The sequence below is a fragment of the Nocardia sp. CA-135398 genome, from assembly GCF_050955845.1.
GTDB lineage: Bacteria > Actinomycetota > Actinomycetes > Mycobacteriales > Mycobacteriaceae > Nocardia.
Window position 1 is genome coordinate 3,097,459 of the sequence record NZ_CP192084.1, and the last position, 17,558, is coordinate 3,115,016.

General features: G+C 66.1%; 18 protein-coding genes. 11 read left to right on the forward strand and 7 right to left on the reverse strand.

Annotated elements, in window-relative coordinates; all coding sequences use genetic code 11:
* Nucleotides 1-14 precede the first annotated feature (14 nt).
* On the forward strand, nucleotides 15-209 hold the full coding sequence (locus ACQP1T_RS13575) for a DUF3046 domain-containing protein (RefSeq protein WP_433760414.1): 195 nt from the start codon (nucleotides 15-17) through the stop codon (nucleotides 207-209).
* Between the two features lie 73 nt (nucleotides 210-282).
* Nucleotides 283-1,479, forward strand: coding sequence for a phosphotransferase (locus ACQP1T_RS13580; RefSeq protein ID WP_433760416.1), 1,197 nt, complete (start codon nucleotides 283-285; stop codon nucleotides 1,477-1,479).
* 2 nt (nucleotides 1,480-1,481) lie between these two features.
* Here the strand turns inward: ACQP1T_RS13580 and ACQP1T_RS13585 are convergent, their stop codons facing one another.
* On the reverse strand, nucleotides 1,482-1,997 hold the full coding sequence (locus ACQP1T_RS13585) for a CGNR zinc finger domain-containing protein (protein ID WP_433760418.1): 516 nt from the start codon (nucleotides 1,995-1,997) through the stop codon (nucleotides 1,482-1,484).
* Nucleotides 1,998-2,151: 154 nt separating this feature from the next.
* On the opposite strand from ACQP1T_RS13585, the gene ACQP1T_RS13590 reads away from it, so the two are divergent.
* From ACQP1T_RS13590 to ACQP1T_RS13600, 3 genes are read left to right on the forward strand one after another with little or no spacing between them, the layout of a single operon-like run.
* Nucleotides 2,152-2,613, forward strand: a complete 462-nt coding sequence (locus ACQP1T_RS13590; protein WP_433760420.1) for a VOC family protein — start codon at nucleotides 2,152-2,154, stop codon at nucleotides 2,611-2,613.
* A 34-nt stretch (nucleotides 2,614-2,647) separates the two neighbouring features.
* A complete protein-coding gene (locus ACQP1T_RS13595) occupies nucleotides 2,648-3,535 on the forward strand; it encodes a pyridoxamine 5'-phosphate oxidase family protein (RefSeq protein ID WP_433760421.1) in 888 nt (295 codons plus the stop codon).
* A gap of 26 nt (nucleotides 3,536-3,561) precedes the next feature.
* A complete protein-coding gene (locus ACQP1T_RS13600; RefSeq protein ID WP_433760423.1) occupies nucleotides 3,562-4,011 on the forward strand; it encodes a nuclear transport factor 2 family protein in 450 nt (149 codons plus the stop codon).
* 91 nt (nucleotides 4,012-4,102) lie between these two features.
* Here ACQP1T_RS13600 and ACQP1T_RS13605 read toward each other — a convergent pair whose 3' ends face one another.
* Nucleotides 4,103-5,509: an MFS transporter gene (locus ACQP1T_RS13605; RefSeq protein WP_433760424.1), complete on the reverse strand. Its 1,407-nt coding sequence runs from the start codon at nucleotides 5,507-5,509 to the stop codon at nucleotides 4,103-4,105.
* A gap of 97 nt (nucleotides 5,510-5,606) precedes the next feature.
* On the opposite strand from ACQP1T_RS13605, the gene ACQP1T_RS13610 reads away from it, so the two are divergent.
* From ACQP1T_RS13610 to recX, 3 genes are all read left to right on the forward strand, one after another.
* The gene (locus ACQP1T_RS13610) at nucleotides 5,607-6,629 is read left to right on the forward strand and encodes an Lrp/AsnC family transcriptional regulator (protein ID WP_433760426.1); all 1,023 of its coding nucleotides are present in this window, start codon (nucleotides 5,607-5,609) and stop codon (nucleotides 6,627-6,629) included.
* Nucleotides 6,630-6,835: 206 nt separating this feature from the next.
* Entirely contained in the window at nucleotides 6,836-7,882 is a 1,047-nt protein-coding gene (recA, locus tag ACQP1T_RS13615) for a recombinase RecA (protein WP_433760428.1), read from the forward strand.
* 457 nt (nucleotides 7,883-8,339) lie between these two features.
* Complete coding sequence (gene recX / locus ACQP1T_RS13620; RefSeq protein ID WP_433760430.1) at nucleotides 8,340-8,930, forward strand: recombination regulator RecX; 591 nt, start codon at nucleotides 8,340-8,342, stop codon at nucleotides 8,928-8,930.
* Nucleotides 8,931-9,128: 198 nt separating this feature from the next.
* On the opposite strand, the gene ACQP1T_RS13625 is transcribed toward recX, so the two are convergent.
* Nucleotides 9,129-10,013, reverse strand: coding sequence for an NAD(P)H-binding protein (locus tag ACQP1T_RS13625; RefSeq protein WP_433760431.1), 885 nt, complete (start codon nucleotides 10,011-10,013; stop codon nucleotides 9,129-9,131).
* 96 nt (nucleotides 10,014-10,109) lie between these two features.
* Here ACQP1T_RS13625 and ACQP1T_RS13630 point away from each other — a divergent pair, with 96 nt between their 5' ends.
* On the forward strand, nucleotides 10,110-11,027 hold the full coding sequence (locus ACQP1T_RS13630; RefSeq protein WP_433760433.1) for a LysR family transcriptional regulator: 918 nt from the start codon (nucleotides 10,110-10,112) through the stop codon (nucleotides 11,025-11,027).
* Here the strand turns inward: ACQP1T_RS13630 and ACQP1T_RS13635 are convergent.
* The 4 genes from ACQP1T_RS13635 to gluA all read right to left on the reverse strand — a co-directional run bounded on the left by ACQP1T_RS13635 (nucleotide 11,011) and on the right by gluA (nucleotide 14,329).
* Entirely contained in the window at nucleotides 11,011-11,910 is a 900-nt protein-coding gene (locus ACQP1T_RS13635) for an amino acid ABC transporter permease (protein WP_433760435.1), read from the reverse strand. The two genes, ACQP1T_RS13630 and ACQP1T_RS13635, sit on opposite strands and share 17 nt — an antisense overlap.
* Nucleotides 11,907-12,581 (reverse strand): amino acid ABC transporter permease, encoded by a 675-nt coding sequence (locus ACQP1T_RS13640; protein ID WP_433760436.1) that lies wholly within the window; start codon nucleotides 12,579-12,581, stop codon nucleotides 11,907-11,909. The genes ACQP1T_RS13635 and ACQP1T_RS13640 overlap by 4 nt, the downstream gene beginning before the upstream one ends.
* Before the next feature lie 120 nt (nucleotides 12,582-12,701).
* Nucleotides 12,702-13,535: a glutamate ABC transporter substrate-binding protein gene (locus tag ACQP1T_RS13645; RefSeq protein WP_433760438.1), complete on the reverse strand. Its 834-nt coding sequence runs from the start codon at nucleotides 13,533-13,535 to the stop codon at nucleotides 12,702-12,704.
* A 65-nt stretch (nucleotides 13,536-13,600) separates the two neighbouring features.
* Nucleotides 13,601-14,329 (reverse strand): glutamate ABC transporter ATP-binding protein GluA, encoded by a 729-nt coding sequence (gene gluA, locus ACQP1T_RS13650; protein WP_433762191.1) that lies wholly within the window; start codon nucleotides 14,327-14,329, stop codon nucleotides 13,601-13,603.
* Nucleotides 14,330-14,592: 263 nt separating this feature from the next.
* Here gluA and miaB point away from each other — a divergent pair, with 263 nt between their 5' ends.
* Both miaB and ACQP1T_RS13660 read left to right on the forward strand, forming a co-directional pair.
* Complete coding sequence (gene miaB / locus ACQP1T_RS13655; RefSeq protein ID WP_433760439.1) at nucleotides 14,593-16,149, forward strand: tRNA (N6-isopentenyl adenosine(37)-C2)-methylthiotransferase MiaB; 1,557 nt, start codon at nucleotides 14,593-14,595, stop codon at nucleotides 16,147-16,149.
* Nucleotides 16,150-16,832: 683 nt separating this feature from the next.
* Nucleotides 16,833-17,414: an Rv2732c family membrane protein gene (locus tag ACQP1T_RS13660; RefSeq protein ID WP_433760441.1), complete on the forward strand. Its 582-nt coding sequence runs from the start codon at nucleotides 16,833-16,835 to the stop codon at nucleotides 17,412-17,414.
* The last annotated feature ends 144 nt before the right edge of the window (nucleotides 17,415-17,558 follow it).

Here is a 17,558-nt window from a genome sequence, read left to right on the forward strand (position 1 = left end):
GTATCTTGAATACGGTGCGGTTGACGGAGTTCCAGGAGCTGTTGCACACCGAGTTCGGTGTGGCCCGCGGCGATGCGCTGCTCGAGGACCACACCATCCCGGCATTGGGTGGGCGGACCGGCGCCGCCGCCATCGAGGCGGGCGTCGATCCGCGTGATGTTTGGCGCGCGCTCTGCGCCGACTTCGACGTACCGAGATCACGCTGGTGACCGCGCGCAGCGAGGGCACGATGAACACCGCACCGTCGGTCACGGCGGAGCCGAGCGTCAGCGCGGCGCGGCGGTGACCGACCACGGATACCGCTTCGACGAGCGGCTGCGCATGATCCCCACCGATCACGGGGAGCTGGCCGCTCGCGTTGCGGCCGCTCGGCCGGTCGACTTCGCCGAATTCCGCAAGCTCGGCATCGAGCTGATGCTGCTCGGCCGCTACGCCGAGGCTCTCGATCACCTCGATCGCGCCCTGGAACTAGCGGATAGCGACTATCGCCGGATGTCGGTCTGGATCAATCTCGGCGATGTCTACCGCTACTGGGGTGACACTGTCACCGCCGAAACGCTGTATCGCCGAGCCGTGGATCGAGCCAGCGACTCCGAGGTGCTCTCGTTCGCACTGCAGCATTTGGGCAAGGCCCTCGCCGAACAGGGCAGACTGTCCGAGGCCAGGGCGCGGCTCACCGAGGCGTTGAAACTGCGCGTCGTGGAGGGTGACGCCGAGCTGATCGAATCCACGCGCACCACCCTCGACCTCCTCGACGACCTGCCGACGACCTTGCCGCCGCGGGTCGCCGCGTTGCTGGGTGACAACCCCGCCTGGTCGGAGGAGCACGAGGGGATGAGCGGCGGCGTCGCGCACGTCGATGGTGCGTACTGGGTCAAGCGGGGACCGAAGACGGCAGCCGAGTATGCGCGGCTGAATTGGTTGCGGGACAAGGGTATTCAGGTACCGCGCATCGCGGTTTTCGAAGAGGACGTGCTGGTTCTCGCCGACGCGGGACTGCCGAGTCTGGCCGCCGAGCCGACAGGATCGGTGGGCGCGGTCATGGGCACGCTGCTGCGGCGTCTGCACGATATTCCCGTCGCCGAGTGTCCGTTCGGCGGCAAGTTGGATGTCATGCTGGCCCAGGCGCGGCGCCGGGTGCTCGAGGGTTTGGTCGACGTCGACGGCTTCGACGAGGACCATCGAGGCTTGACGCCGGAACAGATTTACCAGCGACTGCTCGCCGAACGTCCGCCGGACGAGGATCTCGTTGTCGCGCATGGAGATTTCACCCCGTCCAACGTCCTGGCCGGTGGTCTGCTGATCGACGTAGGCGGTTTGGGGGTCGCGGATCGATACCGCGATCTGGCGCTGGTCGAACGCGATCTGCGCGAAGACTTCGATGCCGACGAACTGAGCGCGTTCTACGCTGCCTACGGGCTCGCCGAGCCGGACCGTCGGCGACTGGACTACTACCGACTGCTCGACGAACTCTTCTGAGCTCAGCCCTTTTTCGCGTAGTGGCGTGCGGCCTTGGTGCGGTTGCCGCAGGTTGCCATCGAATGCCAGCGGCGGGTGCCGTTTTTCGAGGTGTCGTAGAAGAACAGCACGCAGTCCGGATGGGCGCACTGGCGGATCCGGTCGGGCGCTTCGGCCAGTAGCCGCAGCAGGTTGTCGGCGGCGAGCCAGCCGGGGAGCCAGGTGATTTCGGGTACGTCGACCATATCGGCGGGGCCCGTATCGGTCAGGGTGCGTCGAATCCGGCCGTGGTCGAGTACTTCGTTGAGTGCGGCGTGCGAGGCGTGTTTTACCACGTCGTAGAGGGCGGTGCGGGCGAACAATACCGCCTGCAGGGTGCGCTCGTCCGCCTTCGCGCGATCGTCGAGTCCGGCCGTGGTCAGCCAGATGCCGAGACCCGCGACATCGGTGAGCAGATCCTGTGGTCCGTCCTGGTTCCACCGGGTGTTCAGCAGGTCGAGTGCCAGCGGTTCACCGAGGTGGGGGCGTGGATCGGGCATACCTGAGGGTAGCGATCTCCCTTTCGTCTCCAAGGCAACCACCGCCGTTCTAACTAGCTAACTCGATTTTAGAGGTTGACGTGTTTCCTCCTGCTCGCTATGTTCTAACTGTTAAAACTCTAGAGAGCAGTTACAAATTCCGAGGAGGATCACCATGACGACAGCCATCGCGCCCCAGTTGGCCACCGGACATATCGGACTGAATGTCTCCGATCTGGACCGATCGGTGGATTTCTATCGCCGCGCATTCGGTTTCGAACAGCTCGCGGCCAGTGCCGACAACGACAAGCGTTGGGCCTTCCTCGGTGCGAACGGCAAACTGGTGCTGACCCTCTGGCAGCAGTCCGACGGCACGTTCTCCGCCGAAACCCCTGGCCTGCACCATCTTTCGTTCCAGGTCGACACCATCGAACAGGTGCGCTCGATCGAGGCGCTGCTGCGTGAACTCTCGGTGAGTTTTGCCCACGACGGCGTTGTCGCGCACGGTGAGGGCGTCGCCTCCGGCGGCATCTTCTTCACCGATCCGGACGGCATCCGCCTCGAGGTGTACGCGCCGACGGGCGCCGAATCCGCTCCCGCACCCAGCGGTGCCGCCCCGACGTGTGGATTCTTCTGAGCCCGAGCGCTGTCGAACACTTCAGGAGGATCTGATGACCCACTTCCACTCGGGCGAGGTCGCCGTGCAGCAGCGAATGGGCCAGGCGCATATCGCCGATCGGGTGGGACGGATGATTCGCGCCGAAATCCCGGATATCGCGGCGGACTTCCTGGCGCAGCAGTCGATCGTCGTAATCGCGGCCGCGGACCTGGCAGGTCGGATGTGGGCGGGTTCGTTGGTCGGATCGCCGGGGTTCGTGCACGTCATCGATGCAGAGACGATCGCGATCGACGCAGTTCCGGCCGCCGAGGATCCGCTACGCGATGCGCTGGCTCGTCCGGCTCGGATCGGCATGATCGCGCTGCAGCCGCAGCGGCGTAGGCGAATGCGCGTCAACGGATCGACTGCCCCGACGGAGACGGGACTGCGGATTACCGTCGATCAGGTGTATTCGAACTGTCCGAAGTACATCTCGCGCAGGCAGATCGAATCATATCGCCCCGATATCGACCCGCCAGCGCCCCGGCACGGCACGGAACTCGATGCGCGGCAGCGTGCACTGATCGCCGCGGCGGATACCTTCTTCGTCGCCACCGCGGATGCCGATGGCAATGCCGATGCCTCCCATCGCGGCGGGAATCCCGGATTCCTGCAGGTACTTTCGCCCACCCGGCTGAGATGGCCGGACTACCAGGGCAATTCGATGTTCATGACACTCGGGAACATCGCGGTGAACCCACGCTGCGGCATCCTGATCCCGGACTGGACCACCGGCGGAACCCTCCAGCTCACCGGCACCGCCGAATTGTCCTGGGCGCCGGAAACTTTCACCGCCGGAGCTCAGTGCTCGATCGACTTCGCCATTACGGAAGTAGTCGAAGTATCCGGCGCGGGCCCGCTCCGCTGGGGCCCCGCCGAACTCTCCCCGGTCAACCCCTGACCCCGTCATCCGAGAAGGAAATTGCAATGCGACCTCCGTTGCCGCCGTTCGACGTGGAATCCGCCGAGGCAAAGGTTCGTGCCGCCGAGAATGCGTGGAACACCAGGGATCCCGAGCGCGTTGCGGCCGCATACACCGAGGATTCGGTGTGGCGTAACCGCGACGAGTTCTTCACCGGACGCGCCGCCATCGTCGAATTCCTCACCCGAAAGTGGTCCATCGAAAACGGCTACGCACTGCGCAAAGACCTCTGGGCATTCGAGGGCAACCGCATCGCGGTCCGCTTCCAGTACGAATGGCATGACGAATCCGGCCAGTGGTGGCGCAGTTACGGCAACGAGCAGTGGGAGTTCACCCCGGACGGGCTGATGTCGCGGCGCGAGGCCAGCATCAACGATGTTCGCATCGACGAATCCGACCGCCGCATCCGCGGCCCGCGCCCGGAAGGCGACGAATCCGTGCTGCCACAACAGTAATGGGCAGTGTCGGGCGCCCCGTCCAGGCCGGGCACCGCGTGTGCGGGGTGCCCGGCCTGGCGGGGACTGATGCGGCCACGCTGGCTGGTGCTCAGGCGACGACGGCCTCCGGCTGGGCCGGAGCGTCGGCAACCTGGCGCTGACGGTGGAACAGACCGAATGCGATCACGCCGAACGCGATTCCGACTCCGGCCGCGACGCCGAACGCCGCATCCAACCCATCCACGAAGCGCGACAATGTCATCGGCCGACTGTCGTCGGCGACCTCGCGGAATACCGTGCCGAGGACCGCAACTCCCAATGCGAGGCCGAGCTGACGTGCGGTGTTCACCGCGCCCGCGGCGATCCCGCCCTGCTGCGGCGGCACCGCCGCCATCCCCACCGCGACCAGCGCAGGCGCATTGATGCCGATACCCGCGCCGATCACCACAAATCCGGGAACCAGTGCGGCCCACGATGATTCGGTGTCGATGAGGGTGAGCAGCCCGGTGCCGATACCGACCAGCACCAGGCCCGCGCCGATCGTCCACTTCGGCGAAACGTCGTGCAGCAGTTTGCCGAACGCACCGGCGACCACGAATGCCGTCGCCGCCATCGGCAGCATGGCAAGTCCGGCGCGCATGGGCGACATATGCAATTGCTGCTGCAGCCAGAGCGAAATCAAGGGAGTGGCGGCGAAGGCCGCGAACGTCTGGCCGGATGCGGAGACCAGGGTTGCCCCGAAGTTGCGATTGCCGAGCAGTGCCAGCGGGAACATCGCTGCCGCGCTGCGGGATTCGATGAATACGAAGGCCACCAGCGCGACCACGCCCAGTGCCAGGGCGAGCAGCGTAGGACGATCGGACCAGCCGTGCTCACCGCCGCGAATGACGCCATAGGTGACCGCCGTCGCTGCGGTCGCGAACGCGAGCATGCCGGGCACGTCGATGGCCCGATCCGCCTGCCGCGGCGACGGCTGGAACACGATGGCGGTCAATACGATCGCCGATACCGCGATCGGCAGATTGACGAGGAAGATCCAACGCCACGACAGCGCCTCGGTGAGCACACCGCCGAGCACCACCCCGATTCCGGCCGCCGCACCCGAGACCGCACCCCAGACGCCGAAGGCGACACCACGATCACGGCCGGTGTAGGTGGAGTTCAACAGCGACAACGTGGTCGCGAACATCGCGGCGCCGCCGATGCCCTGAAGTGCCCGCGCCGCAATGAGACTTGCCGAGGTATCGGCGATCCCGCAGATCAGCGATGCGAGTGCGAAGACGACGAGGCCGACCAGATAGGCGCGCTTCGCACCGACTCGGTCGGCCAGCGAACCGAGCACCAGCAGCAGCGCGGCCAGCGCGAGCGCGTACCCGTCCATCACCCACTGCAGTCCGGATAGGCCGGTACCGAGATCGGCGGCGATGTCGGGCAGCGCGACATTGACGATGGTGACGTCGATGAGCAGCATCAGCGTGCCCAGGCACGCGGCGAATAAGGGCAGCCATTTCCTCACGGGAGCCTCCGAGGCGATTCGAACGATATCGACACTCAGAGTGCGACAGGCGTTGATATCCACATAGCCACAGGGCAGTCTGCGTTAGATTCCTCCTATGCAATCCGAAGAGGGCGCGGATTCCTCCGTACTCGATGTCCTCGACAAGCAGATCCTGCACGCACTGGTGACCGATGCGCGCATCCCGTTCGCCAAGCTCGGCGCCATCCTCGGGGTTTCGGAGCAGACGGTGGCGCGGCGCTACCGATCGCTGCGGCAGCGCGGCATCTTGCATGTGGCGGGGCAGGTCAACGCGGTGCCGCTCGGGCATGCGCGCTGGGTGATCCGGCTGCGGTCCACGCCGGACAAGGCGGCCCGGCTGGCCGAATCGCTGGCTCGCTTTCCGGATCTGAGCTGGGTCACCCTGCTGTCCACCGGATCCGAGGTGACGTGCGTCAGCAGGCCGCGCTCGGTCGAGCGGCGCGACAAGCTGTTGATGCAGACGTTGCCCCAGGCCAGTCAGGTGATCGGATTGACGGCCCATGAGGTGCTCCACCGTTTCCCGCTCGACGAGGAGTGGCCGCATTTCGGGCACCTGTTCACCGCGGCGCAACTGCGCGAACTCGGCCCGCGGCCGTTGTGGCGGGCCGATACCGGACCGGAAGCTCCGGTGGAGCTTTCGGCGCAAGACGAGGCGATGCTGGCGCTGCTCGGTCGCGACGGTCGCGCGCCGTACGCTCGGATCGCCGCCGAAATCGGTTGGACCGCAACGAGAGTGGCGCGCCGCATGGCCGAACTCGTCGAATCCCGGGTGCTGTACTTCGATCTCGATTTCGCGATCGAACGGATGGGGTACGCCGTGCGGGCGGCGCTGTGGTTGCGCACCCGACCGGCGGATCTCGAGGCGGTGGGCACCGCGATGGCGACCCATCCGGAGATCGTCTTCATCGCCGCGACCACCGGGCCGACCAATCTGATGGCATCGCTGATGTGCCGCGATACCGCACACCTCTACCGATATGTCACGCAGCGGCTGGGTGCGCTCGATGGGATCACGGATGTGGAGGTGACGCCCGCGCTGCGGGTGTACAAGCAGGCGCAGACGTTGCTGGACAGTGATCGGATTTCGCTGGGGCGGTGATGGGTGTTCGGCGCTCGGAAAGGGGCTGCGACCGGCCGTAGCGCGGCGGTTGCCGTGCTCGGGGAGTTCGGGGTGCGTGTTGTCGGGCGCGTCGCTTGACTCGAACACCTGTTCGTCTAGGCTGGTCGCCAGAACTTGTCGGTGCCGCCCTCTAATGTGGGCGCCAACCAAGAACGAGACTTACCCGTCGAAAAGGGGATCAGGATATGGCACCACAGGCGTACGACCGTGACAAGGCGCTCGAGCTGGCGCTGGCTCAGGTCGAGAAGAGCTTCGGTAAGGGCGCGGTGATGCGTCTCGGTGAGGAGGCGCGCCAGCCCATTTCGGTGATCCCGACCGGATCCATCGCCCTGGACGTGGCGCTCGGCATCGGCGGTCTGCCGCGCGGCCGCATCATCGAGGTCTACGGTCCGGAGTCCTCGGGTAAGACGACCGTCGCACTGCACGCGGTGGCCAATGCCCAGGCCGCGGGCGGTGTCGCCGCTTTCATCGACGCCGAGCACGCGCTCGATCCCGACTACGCCCGCAAGCTGGGCGTCGACACCGACGCATTGCTCGTCTCCCAGCCCGACACCGGTGAGCAGGCGCTGGAAATCGCCGACATGCTGGTGCGCTCGGGCGCGATCGACATCATCGTCATCGACTCGGTGGCCGCGCTGGTACCGCGCGCCGAAATCGAGGGCGAGATGGGTGACAGCCACGTCGGTCTGCAGGCGCGTCTGATGAGCCAGGCGCTGCGCAAGATGACCGGTGCGCTGAACAACTCCGGCACCACCGCCATCTTCATCAACCAGCTGCGCGAGAAGATCGGCGTGATGTTCGGTTCGCCCGAGACCACGACCGGTGGTAAGGCGCTGAAGTTCTATGCCTCGGTGCGCCTGGATGTGCGCCGCATCGAGACGCTCAAGGACGGCAGCGACGCGGTCGGCAACCGTACCCGCGTGAAGGTCGTGAAGAACAAGGTCTCGCCGCCGTTCAAGCAGGCCGAATTCGACATCCTCTACGGCCAGGGCATCTCCAAGGAGGGCTCGCTCATCGATATGGGTGTCGAGCACGGCTTCATCCGCAAGTCCGGCTCCTGGTACACCTACGAGGGCGATCAGCTCGGCCAGGGCAAGGAGAACGCCCGCAAGTTCCTGCTGGAGAACACCGACGTCCGCGACGAGATCGAGAAGAAGATCAAGGAAAAGCTCGGCATCGGCGCCGACGTGACCGCCGAAGGCGCGGCCGCCGAGGTCCCCGCCGACTTCTGATCCGATGACCCCTCGGCGCCCAACCCCACACCCCACCCGGGACGCACCCGATACAACGCGACCCGATCCGGTAATCGAGGTCCGCCGCCGCCTGAACGAACTACTCTCCGCCTCAGGTCGCCCACCCGTCTCAACTCCCACCGGTTCGGGCGAGCCCGAGCCGGATTGGGTGCGGTGGTCGGCGGCTGAGGATTTCCGGTCGGACGAGTCCGGGGCGGGACGAGGGGATTCGGGGGGATCGGGTTTTCGGGGGCGGGGGCAGGGGGATAGACGGGTCCGGTTGGCCGAAGGTGGTTTGGCCGATTCGGACATCATGGGAACTCGGTCGAGCGCGCCCGATCCGCAGCGGGCGCGTTCGACTGGGTCCCGGCGCGGTCGCGGGCGCCCGAACGAGTTCCGGCGCAACGACTCCCACTCGGCTGACATCCAGAGTTACGAAGGCCGATGGGCGGGTCCGGTGGCGGCCGGATCCGAGGAGGGTACGCAACACACAGGTGCCGTTGTTCCCCACGCAGGCGGGGATGATCCGCGGTCCCGTGCAGAGCGCCGCCCCCAAGGCGGGACGGTCGAGCAGGCGAAGGAGGCGTGTCTTCGCCTGCTCGCCGTCCGCGCCCGCAGCCGTGCCGAATTAGCGCAGCGTCTCGCGGCCAAGGGCTTTACGCCCGAAATCACCGAACGCGCCCTGGACCGCTTCACCGAGGTCGGCCTGATCGACGACGCCGCATTCGCCGAACAGTGGGTGCACTCCCGCCACACCTTCTCCGGCAAGGGCAAACAAGCTCTCGCCCAAGAACTTCGCCGCAAAGGCGTATCCCAGTCCGACGCCGCCTCCGCCCTGGAGGCCATCACCGCCGACGACGAGGAACAACGAGCCACCGAACTGGTCCGCCGCAAATTACGCACCATGCCCGCGAACCTGGACCGCGACAAAACAATCCGCCGTCTCGTCGCCATGCTCGCCCGCCGCGGCTACAACCAATCCACCGCCTTCACCGTAGTGAAAGCCGAACTCGCACAAGCGCAATTCGACGCGGGGGACCCCGAATGACCCCCGGCTATCAGCCAGTTGGCGCTGCGACAGGTCTCGGCTGTGCGCCCACTGACACGTCGCGGCGGCAGTCTATCCGCGCCGGACCGCAGCGGAAGCCGAGCTGGCCCAGGGCAGTTCACGGAGCCGGACCCTGGCTCCGCCCTGGCAGACTGCCCCGCTGAGCTCGCGGGAGCTGCTTCCGGGCTGGCCTGGCAGTTAGAGCTGGAGGGCGGGGGCCAGGACTTCCTCGCACCATTGGCGGAAGGTGGTGGGGGTTGTGGATCGGGGGGTGCGGGGTTCGGCGTTGTCGAGGCCGTTCTCCTTTGCTTCCAGCATGTCGTACATGCCCTGGGCGAAGGCCTCGGACATGCCGGATTCGAGCATGGTGGCTTTGTAGGCTTCACCCGAGACTTGTTGGAACCGGATCGGGCGGGCCAGCACTTCGGACATGATTCGGGCCATGTCGTTGCTGGACAGGTCTTCTGGGCCGAGCACGGGGACGCTGTCGTATCCATGCCACGAGTCGTCGAGCAGCAGTTCGGCGGCGACGGCGGCGATATCGCGGGTTGCGCAAGTGGGGCGTTTCAGATCGGGGGACAGCGGTGCGAAGAACACGCCCTGAGTCTTGATCGCCTCGATTTGCTGCAGGAAATTGTCCATGAACGACGGCATCGCCAGCGCGCGGTAATTCACGCCGGTGCTCGCGATCAGATCGTCCATGGCCAGTGATGCCGTGACCAGTCCGGCGTTCCCGACTGACGCGGCACCGCGCCCGAGGGCCGAAATTCCGACCACGCGCTGGACGCCCTGGCTCTTGAATGCCTCGCAGGCGGGCCGGGTGAAATCCAGGAAGGCCGCGTCGAGACTCGCGGTCTGCCGATCCGGCGGAAGCAGCCAGAATACGGTATCGGCACCCGCGAATGCCTTGGTGACGACATCGATATCCCCGTGCGAACCGATTACGACTTCCACGCGCTCGCGGATTTCGGCGGGCAGGCGTGCGGGATCACGCGCGATGACGCGGACCGGCACATCGCTGGCGAGGAGATGCGGGAGGACCTGACGGCCGATGGTGCCGGTAGGTGCGGTAACAACGATCATGACGACCTCTGCTCGAGTGATTTGGCATTGGCCAGTCAAGTCGGCGCGGCACCGAACCTGAAGGACCGATTCGATAAGCGTTGATACCGTGGGGATATGAGTGATCTGGAGGTTCGGCAACTCCGATACTTCGTGGCCGTCGCGGAGGAACTGCATTTCGGACGCGCGGCCGACCGACTGGGGATGGCGCAACCACCCCTGTCCCGGGCGATCCGGGAACTGGAACGTCAACTGGGCGTGCAACTTTTCGAGCGCACCACTCGACACGTCGTGCTCACCCCGCCCGGCGAGACCTTGCTCCGCGACGCGCGGACCGCACTCGATGCCGTCGCGGCGGCGGCGCAGCGTGCCCGCCACGTCGGCAGGCCCGCACCAGGGTTACGGCTGGCGCTCAAGGCCGACTACGACGGCGGACTTCTGCCGCGGATCCTCGAGACATATCACCTCCACGAAGCGGCGGTCCCGGTGGAGTTGATCCTGGGTGGTCGAGGCGAGCAGGTTCCGACCCTGCTTCAGGGCCGTGCGGATGTCGCCCTGCTGTCCACCCCATACGACGACCGTGGTCTGGACGTCGAACCGCTGCTCACCGAACCCCGGCTGGTCGCGCTGGCCGCATCCGATCCGCTCGCCGCCCGGGCAACCCTGTGCCTGGCCGACTTGGCCGGTCGAACGCTGCCCGACGGAGTTCCCGCCGACCGCGAGGGCCTCGCGCCGCCTTCCGAAACCCGTCGTCTCGTCCGGGATCTGGCACAAATCTTCAACCTGGTCGAACTCGGCAACAGCATCTGGTTCCCGCCCTCCTCGGTCGCCCGCCGCCACCCCCGCCCCGGCATCGCCTATCGCCCCGTCACCGACCTGAAACCGACCACCCTCGCAGTTGCCTGGCCGCAGAGCTGCCACTCACCGGCGGTGGCGGCCTTCGTCCGCGCAGCCACCTCGGTGGCAGCAGCCGCCTATCCACCCGAATCTGTCCCGCTCGCGCTCAGACCCGCTGGACTCACGACTTCTTCGTGATATCCATCCCCGGAGTCGCGTCGGTCAGAATCGAGTCGGCCGCCACGACGGCCGCGCCCTTGGTCCGCTTGCGCGAGCGCAACCGCTGCTCCAGCTTATTGGCCACGACCGTCAACGTGCTGTTCAGCAGAATCATCACGACGGCGACGACCATCAGTGCGGGCACCGTATTGCGTTCGGCCGCACCGAGTTGCGAGCCCTGACGCACGATCTCCAGGTAGGTGATCTGATAACCGAGCGCCGAATCCTTCAGCGCGACAACCATTTGCGAAATCAATGCGGGCAGCATCGCGGTAATCGCCTGCGGCAGCAGGATCAACCGCATCAGCTGCCCCTTGCGCAGACCCAGCGCCACCGCGGCCTCGGTCTGTCCCTTCGGCAGCGATTTGATGCCCGCCCGCACGATTTCGGCGATGACCGAACCGTTGTAGACGGTCAGCGCGATCACCACGGCCCACAGCGCGAGCTGATCGACCTTGAACACCTTGTAATCGGAGAAGACGTAGAACAGGAAGATCATCAGGATCAGCACCGGAATGGCCCGGGCCACCTCGACGATCGCGCCCGCCACCCAGCGCACCACCCGGTGATCCGACAGGCGCAGGATCCCGAAGACCATGCCGATCACCAGCGCGAAAACGATCGACAGCAGCGCCGCGACCAGGGTGCCGCGCAGGCCGGGCAGCAGATAGGTCTTCCAGACGTCCACCTCGATGAACGGCTTCCACTTCTCCGCGGTGAACTGCCCTTTATCGGCGAAGCCGCGGTAGAACACCCAGCCGAGCGCCAGCACCGCGATGACCGCGATGACGGAATAGATTTGGTTTCGGATGCGCGCGCGGGGTCCGGGCGCATCGAACAGAACCGAAGCTCCGGCACTCATCGGGCCACCTCGAATCGCTTGGCCAGCCAGCCGAACAGCAGGCCGGTCGGCAGGGTCAGGATCACGAAGCCGAGGGCGAAGATGAAGCCGATGGTGATCAGGGCGGCCTCGTTCTCGTTCATCTTGGCCATCAGGGTGGCGGCCTCGGCGACGCCGATCGCCGAAGCGATCGTGGAGTTCTTGGTGAGCGCGATCAGCACGCTGCCCAGTGGGGCGATGACCGAGCGGAATGCCTGCGGCAGCACCACGATTCGCAGATTCTGGGTGAAGGTGAAGCCCAGTGAGCGGCCCGCTTCGGACTGGCCCATCGGCACGGTGTTGATGCCCGAGCGCAACGACTCGCACACGAAGGCCGCTGTGTAGATGCTGAGTCCGAGTACGGCGTAGCGGAAGTTGTTCTGCGCCAGCGAGTTCGGGCCCTCCGGTGCGAGCTTCCAGCCCATGGTGGAGTAGAGGCCCAGTGAGCAGAACACGATGATCAGCGTCAGCGGGGTATTGCGGAAGACGGTGACATAGGCGGCGCCGAGAAAACGGGCGACCGGCACGGGGGACACGCGCATCGCGGCGACGAATGTGCCCAGGATCAGGGCCAGGACCGCCGACGCCGCGGTCAGTTTGATGGTCACCCAGAAGGCGCCGAGGACGTCATACCTCGAGATCAGGTCGAACACGTGCTCGCGTCCCTCCGATCGGATTGTGCGGCGGCCGGAGATCGTCCTTCCGCGCGCTATGTACAGGTTGCTCGTAGCCAAAAGATCGGGTGGCCCGCGCGGGCCACCCGATCACGTATCTCAGTACCGGTTCACCGTCGGCGGCGTTGGCGCCTGGTAGCCGGAGAGGCCGACCGTGGAGTCGAACGCCTTCTTCCACGACCCGTCGGCGATCATGGCCTCGATCGCGTCATTGATCTTGTCGCGCAGCTCTTTATCGCCCTTCTTCAGGCCGATGCCGTAGTTCTCCGTGGTGAACGGCTTGCCGACGACCTTGAACGTGCCCGCGCTCTGCGCGGCGTAACCGGCCAGGATGATGTCGTCGGTGGTCACCGCGTCGTACGAACCGGCCTGCAGGCCCTCGAGGCACAGCGAGTAGGTGTCGTTGGTCTGCAGCTGCGTACCCGGATAGTTCTTCTCGATGTTCTGAGCCGGGGTGGAGCCCTTGACCGAGCAGACCTTCTTACCCTTCAGATCATCGGGACCGTTGATGCTGCTGTTGTCGGCCTTAACCAAAAGCGACTGGCCCGCAACGTAATACGGTCCGCCGAAGTCCACCTTCTGCTTCCGTGCGTCGTTGATCGAGTAGGTCGCGACGATATAGTCGACCTGACCGTTCTCGATCAGCGTCTCGCGCTGGCCGGACGGCGACTCCTTGAACGTGATGTTCTCCGGCTTCACACCGAGCTTGCCCGCGACGTACTTGGCGACCTCGACGTCGAAGCCGCTGTAGGAGCCGTCTTTATTGCGCAGGCCGAGGCCCGGCTGGTCGAATTTGATGCCGACGGTGAGCTTTCCGTCCTTGGCGTTGTCGAGTGCGGACTTGTCGCTACCACCGCCACATGCGGCGGTTGTTGCGGCCAGCGTCAGGGCGACCGCCCCGATGCCGAGTCGAAGCGAACGGTTGATCCTCATCGTGTTCCTTCTCCCTCTGGTGATTACGGTGGCCGAGGTCTTTACGGCTGCGTTGATTGCTCGGTTCAGTGGCTCAGAATCTTGCCGAGGAAATCCTTGGCACGGTCGGACTTCGGCGCGGTGAAGAACACCTCGGGTGTGTCGTCCTCGACGATCAGCCCGTCCGCCATGAACAGGACCCGATTGCCCGCCTTGCGTGCGAAGCCCATCTCGTGGGTGACGACCAGCATCGTCATCCCCTCCTTGGCCAGCGACACCATGACGTCGAGCACCTCGTTGACCATTTCCGGGTCGAGCGCCGAAGTCGGCTCGTCGAACAGCATCACCTTCGGGCTCATCGCCAGCGCGCGGGCGATCGCCACGCGCTGCTGCTGGCCGCCGGAGAGCTGCGCCGGATACTTATCGGCCTGATTGGCGATCCCGACCCGCTCGAGCAGCTCCATCGCGCGCTTGCGGGCGTCCTCCTTTTTCACCTTGCGAACCTTCAGCGGCGCGAGCATCACGTTCTCGACGATCGTTTTGTGCGCGAAGAGGTTGAACGATTGGAACACCATGCCGACATCGGCGCGCAGTGCGGCGAGCGCGCGGCCCTCAGCGGGCAGTGGCACGCCGTCGATGGCGATATCGCCGGAGTCGATCGGCTCGAGTCGGTTGATGGTGCGGCACAGTGTCGACTTCCCGGACCCCGAGGGACCCAGAACGATCACGACCTGCCCCTTGGGGACTTCGAGATTGATATCGCGCAGTACATGCAGGTCACCGAAGTGCTTTTGCACATTGCGCATCGAAATCATCGGCGCGCTTGTGGCGGTACTGCCCTCATCAGCACTAGCTGCCCCGGTTTTGGCCAACCCGATTGTGTCGGGTGCGGTGGCGTCGTCGGTCATGGTCCAAGACCTTAAGCGGAAAACGGCGATTTGCCCGGGTTTCGGCGACACACCGTGACGCCGCGCCGATACGACACAGCGCCGTAACCCTACTGATGCGACCCGGCGGGGCCCGGAGCCTGCGCCGATGCGCTGAAAACCCGCGTTGCGCACCCCCGTACCCTGGACGGGTGGATTCGATCGGACAGGCAGTGCTGTCTCCCGCCCCTGCGGCCGCGGACGGTGCGCGCAGTTACGAGGTCCGCACCTTCGGTTGCCAGATGAACGTGCACGATTCCGAACGCTTGTCGGGCCTGCTCGAGGATGCGGGTTATGTGAAGGCCGCGCCGGGCGCGACGGCCGATCTCGTCGTCTTCAATACCTGCGCGGTGCGCGAGAACGCCGACAACAAGCTGTACGGCACGCTCGGCCACCTCGCCCCGATCAAGGCCGACCGGCCGGGCATGCAGATCGCCGTCGGCGGCTGCCTGGCGCAGAAGGACCGCGACACCGTCGTGCGCAAGGCGCCGTGGGTGGATGTGGTCTTCGGCACGCACAACATCGGATCGCTGCCGGTGCTGCTGGAACGCGCGCGGCACAATGCCGAGGCGCAGGTGGAGATCCTGGAATCGCTGGAGGCGTTCCCGTCGAGCCTGCCCGCCAAGCGTGAATCCGCCTATGCCGGTTGGGTTTCGATCTCGGTCGGCTGCAACAACACCTGCACGTTCTGCATCGTCCCTGCACTGCGTGGCAAGGAGGTCGACCGCCGTCCGGGCGATGTGCTCGCCGAGGTGCAGGCGCTGGTCGATCAGGGCGTGCTGGAAGTCACGCTGCTCGGGCAGAACGTGAACTCCTACGGTGCGTCCTTCGCCGATCCGGACGAGGCGCGCGATCGCGGTGCCTTCGCCAAACTGCTGCGCGCGGCCGGGCGCATCGACGGGCTGGAGCGCGTGCGCTTCACTTCGCCGCATCCGGCCGAATTCACCGATGACGTGATCGAGGCGATGGCCGAGACGCCGAATGTATGCCCGCAGCTGCATATGCCGCTGCAGTCCGGTTCGGACCGGGTGCTCAAGGCGATGCGGCGGTCCTACCGCAAGACGCGCTACCTCGGCATCATCGAGAAGGTGCGGGCCGCGATGCCGCATGCCGCCATCACCACCGACATCATCGTCGGCTTCCCCGGCGAGACCGAGGAGGATTTCCAGGAGACCCTGGATGTGGTGCGTCAGGCGCGATTCACCAGCGCCTACACCTTCCAGTACTCCAAGCGGCCCGGCACGCCCGCCGCGGATATGCCCGACCAGCTGCCGAAGGCGGTGGTGCAGGAGCGCTACGAACGGCTGATCGCGCTGCAGGAGGAGATCTCGCTCGACGCGAACAAGGCGCTCATCGGCACCGAGGTGGAATTGCTGGTCGCCGAGGGCGCGGGCAAGAAGAACGCCGCGACCGCCCGAATGAGCGGCCGTGCCCGCGACGGCCGACTCGTGCACTTCCGCCCCGAGGGCGCTGCGGAAAAGGTTCGCCCCGGCGACATCATCACCGTCGATATCACGGGCGCGGCCCCGCACCATCTGATCGCCGACGGCCCTGTCAAAACCCACCGCCGGACCCGCGCCGGTGATGCTCACGAACGCGGCATCACCCCCAAAACCGACCCCATCGGCGTCGGCCTCGGCCTGCCCCGCATCGGCGCCCCCACCCCCGAACCCGTCGCCACAGGCTGCTCGACCGGCTGCGGCGAATGAACACCCGGCCTGGTGACGATGACCTGACTCGTACTGGGGGATCGAGTCCCGCCCCCGATGCTTCTGGAGCATCCTCCGAGCCGGATTCGGTTGGTGCCGAAGCGGATCGTCGGGTGCGTGCTGCCGAGGGAGCGGGTCACCAGTCCGGTCGTGTGTCCGATGCGTCTGGCAGGGGTGCGCGGGAATCGGATTCGGTCGGTGCCGAAGCGGATCGTCGGGTGCGTGCTGCCGAGGGAGCGGGTCACCAGTCCGGTCGTGTGTCCGATGCGTCTGGCAGGAGTGCGCGGGAATCGGATTCGGTCGGTGCGGAAGCGGATGGCGGGACGCGTGCCGACGGGGTAGCGGGTCGCGAATCCGGGGCGAGTTCGGGCGAGCCGGATTCGGGCGGCGCGCAGGCTGATCGCGAGGAGCGTGCAGGCGCGAGTGCCGCGATGAGCGGTGAACGCAGCGAGGTGGCGTCGAGCTCGCCCGAGGTCGATTCGCTTGGGGGCGATGGGGTGCGTGCGGGCGATCCCGATAGTGCCTCGAATGCGGCCGAGGGCGGCGCGGACTCGCGATCGGGTGCGGAGGTTGCGAGTACTACCGGACGTAGTGGGGTGGGTGCGGGGGACGGGGGCGGTGATGGCACAGTAAATGCGGATTTGGCAGCGGAGCAGGGATCAGCCGAAGGAGACGCGGGCGCAGTGAACTCCGTCGAGAGCAGTAATGACTTCGAGCAGTTCAAGGACGAACTCGATGCCGTCGAGCGGCGCATCGCGGGGGAAATCGACCCCGGGGTGCGCGCGATGGTGGTCGCGGGTGCGGTTTTCCTGCTGCTGTTTTCGCTGGTGCTATCGCATGCGGGTGGTGCCAGGGGGTTCGATGTGCTGCTCGGTACGGATGCCGCGCGAGCCGAGCACATCGGTCTGCCGTCGCGGATCTTCGTCTGGTTCGCCGTGCTCTTCGGCATCGGGTTCTCGCTGCTCGCGCTGATGACTCGCCGCTGGGTGCTCGCCTGGATCGCGGTCGCCGGTTCCGCCATCGGCAGCGTCTTCGGCGTCTTCTCGATCTGGCACCGTCAGACCCCTGGCCTCGGCAACTACCACGGCGCGGGCCCCGGTATCGGCCTCATCCTCGGCGCCATCGCCATCATCGTCCTGACCTTCCACTGGATCCGTGTCGTCTGGAGCCGCACCGCCCTGCAACTCGCCGCCGAGGAACAGCGCCGCAACGCCGCAGCCGCCGCCGAAGAACGTGACCGCCGCCGCCTCACCGGCGACTCCTGACCCACTCAGCGCACGCGAACACCTTTCACGACAAAACGGCTGAAACCTCGATCCGGCAGCACACATGCGCTGACGAGAGTCGGCTCGACTCTTTCTGACCTGCCTGCGCACCTTACGCAACGTCGCGCGGGACACCTCGGGCGT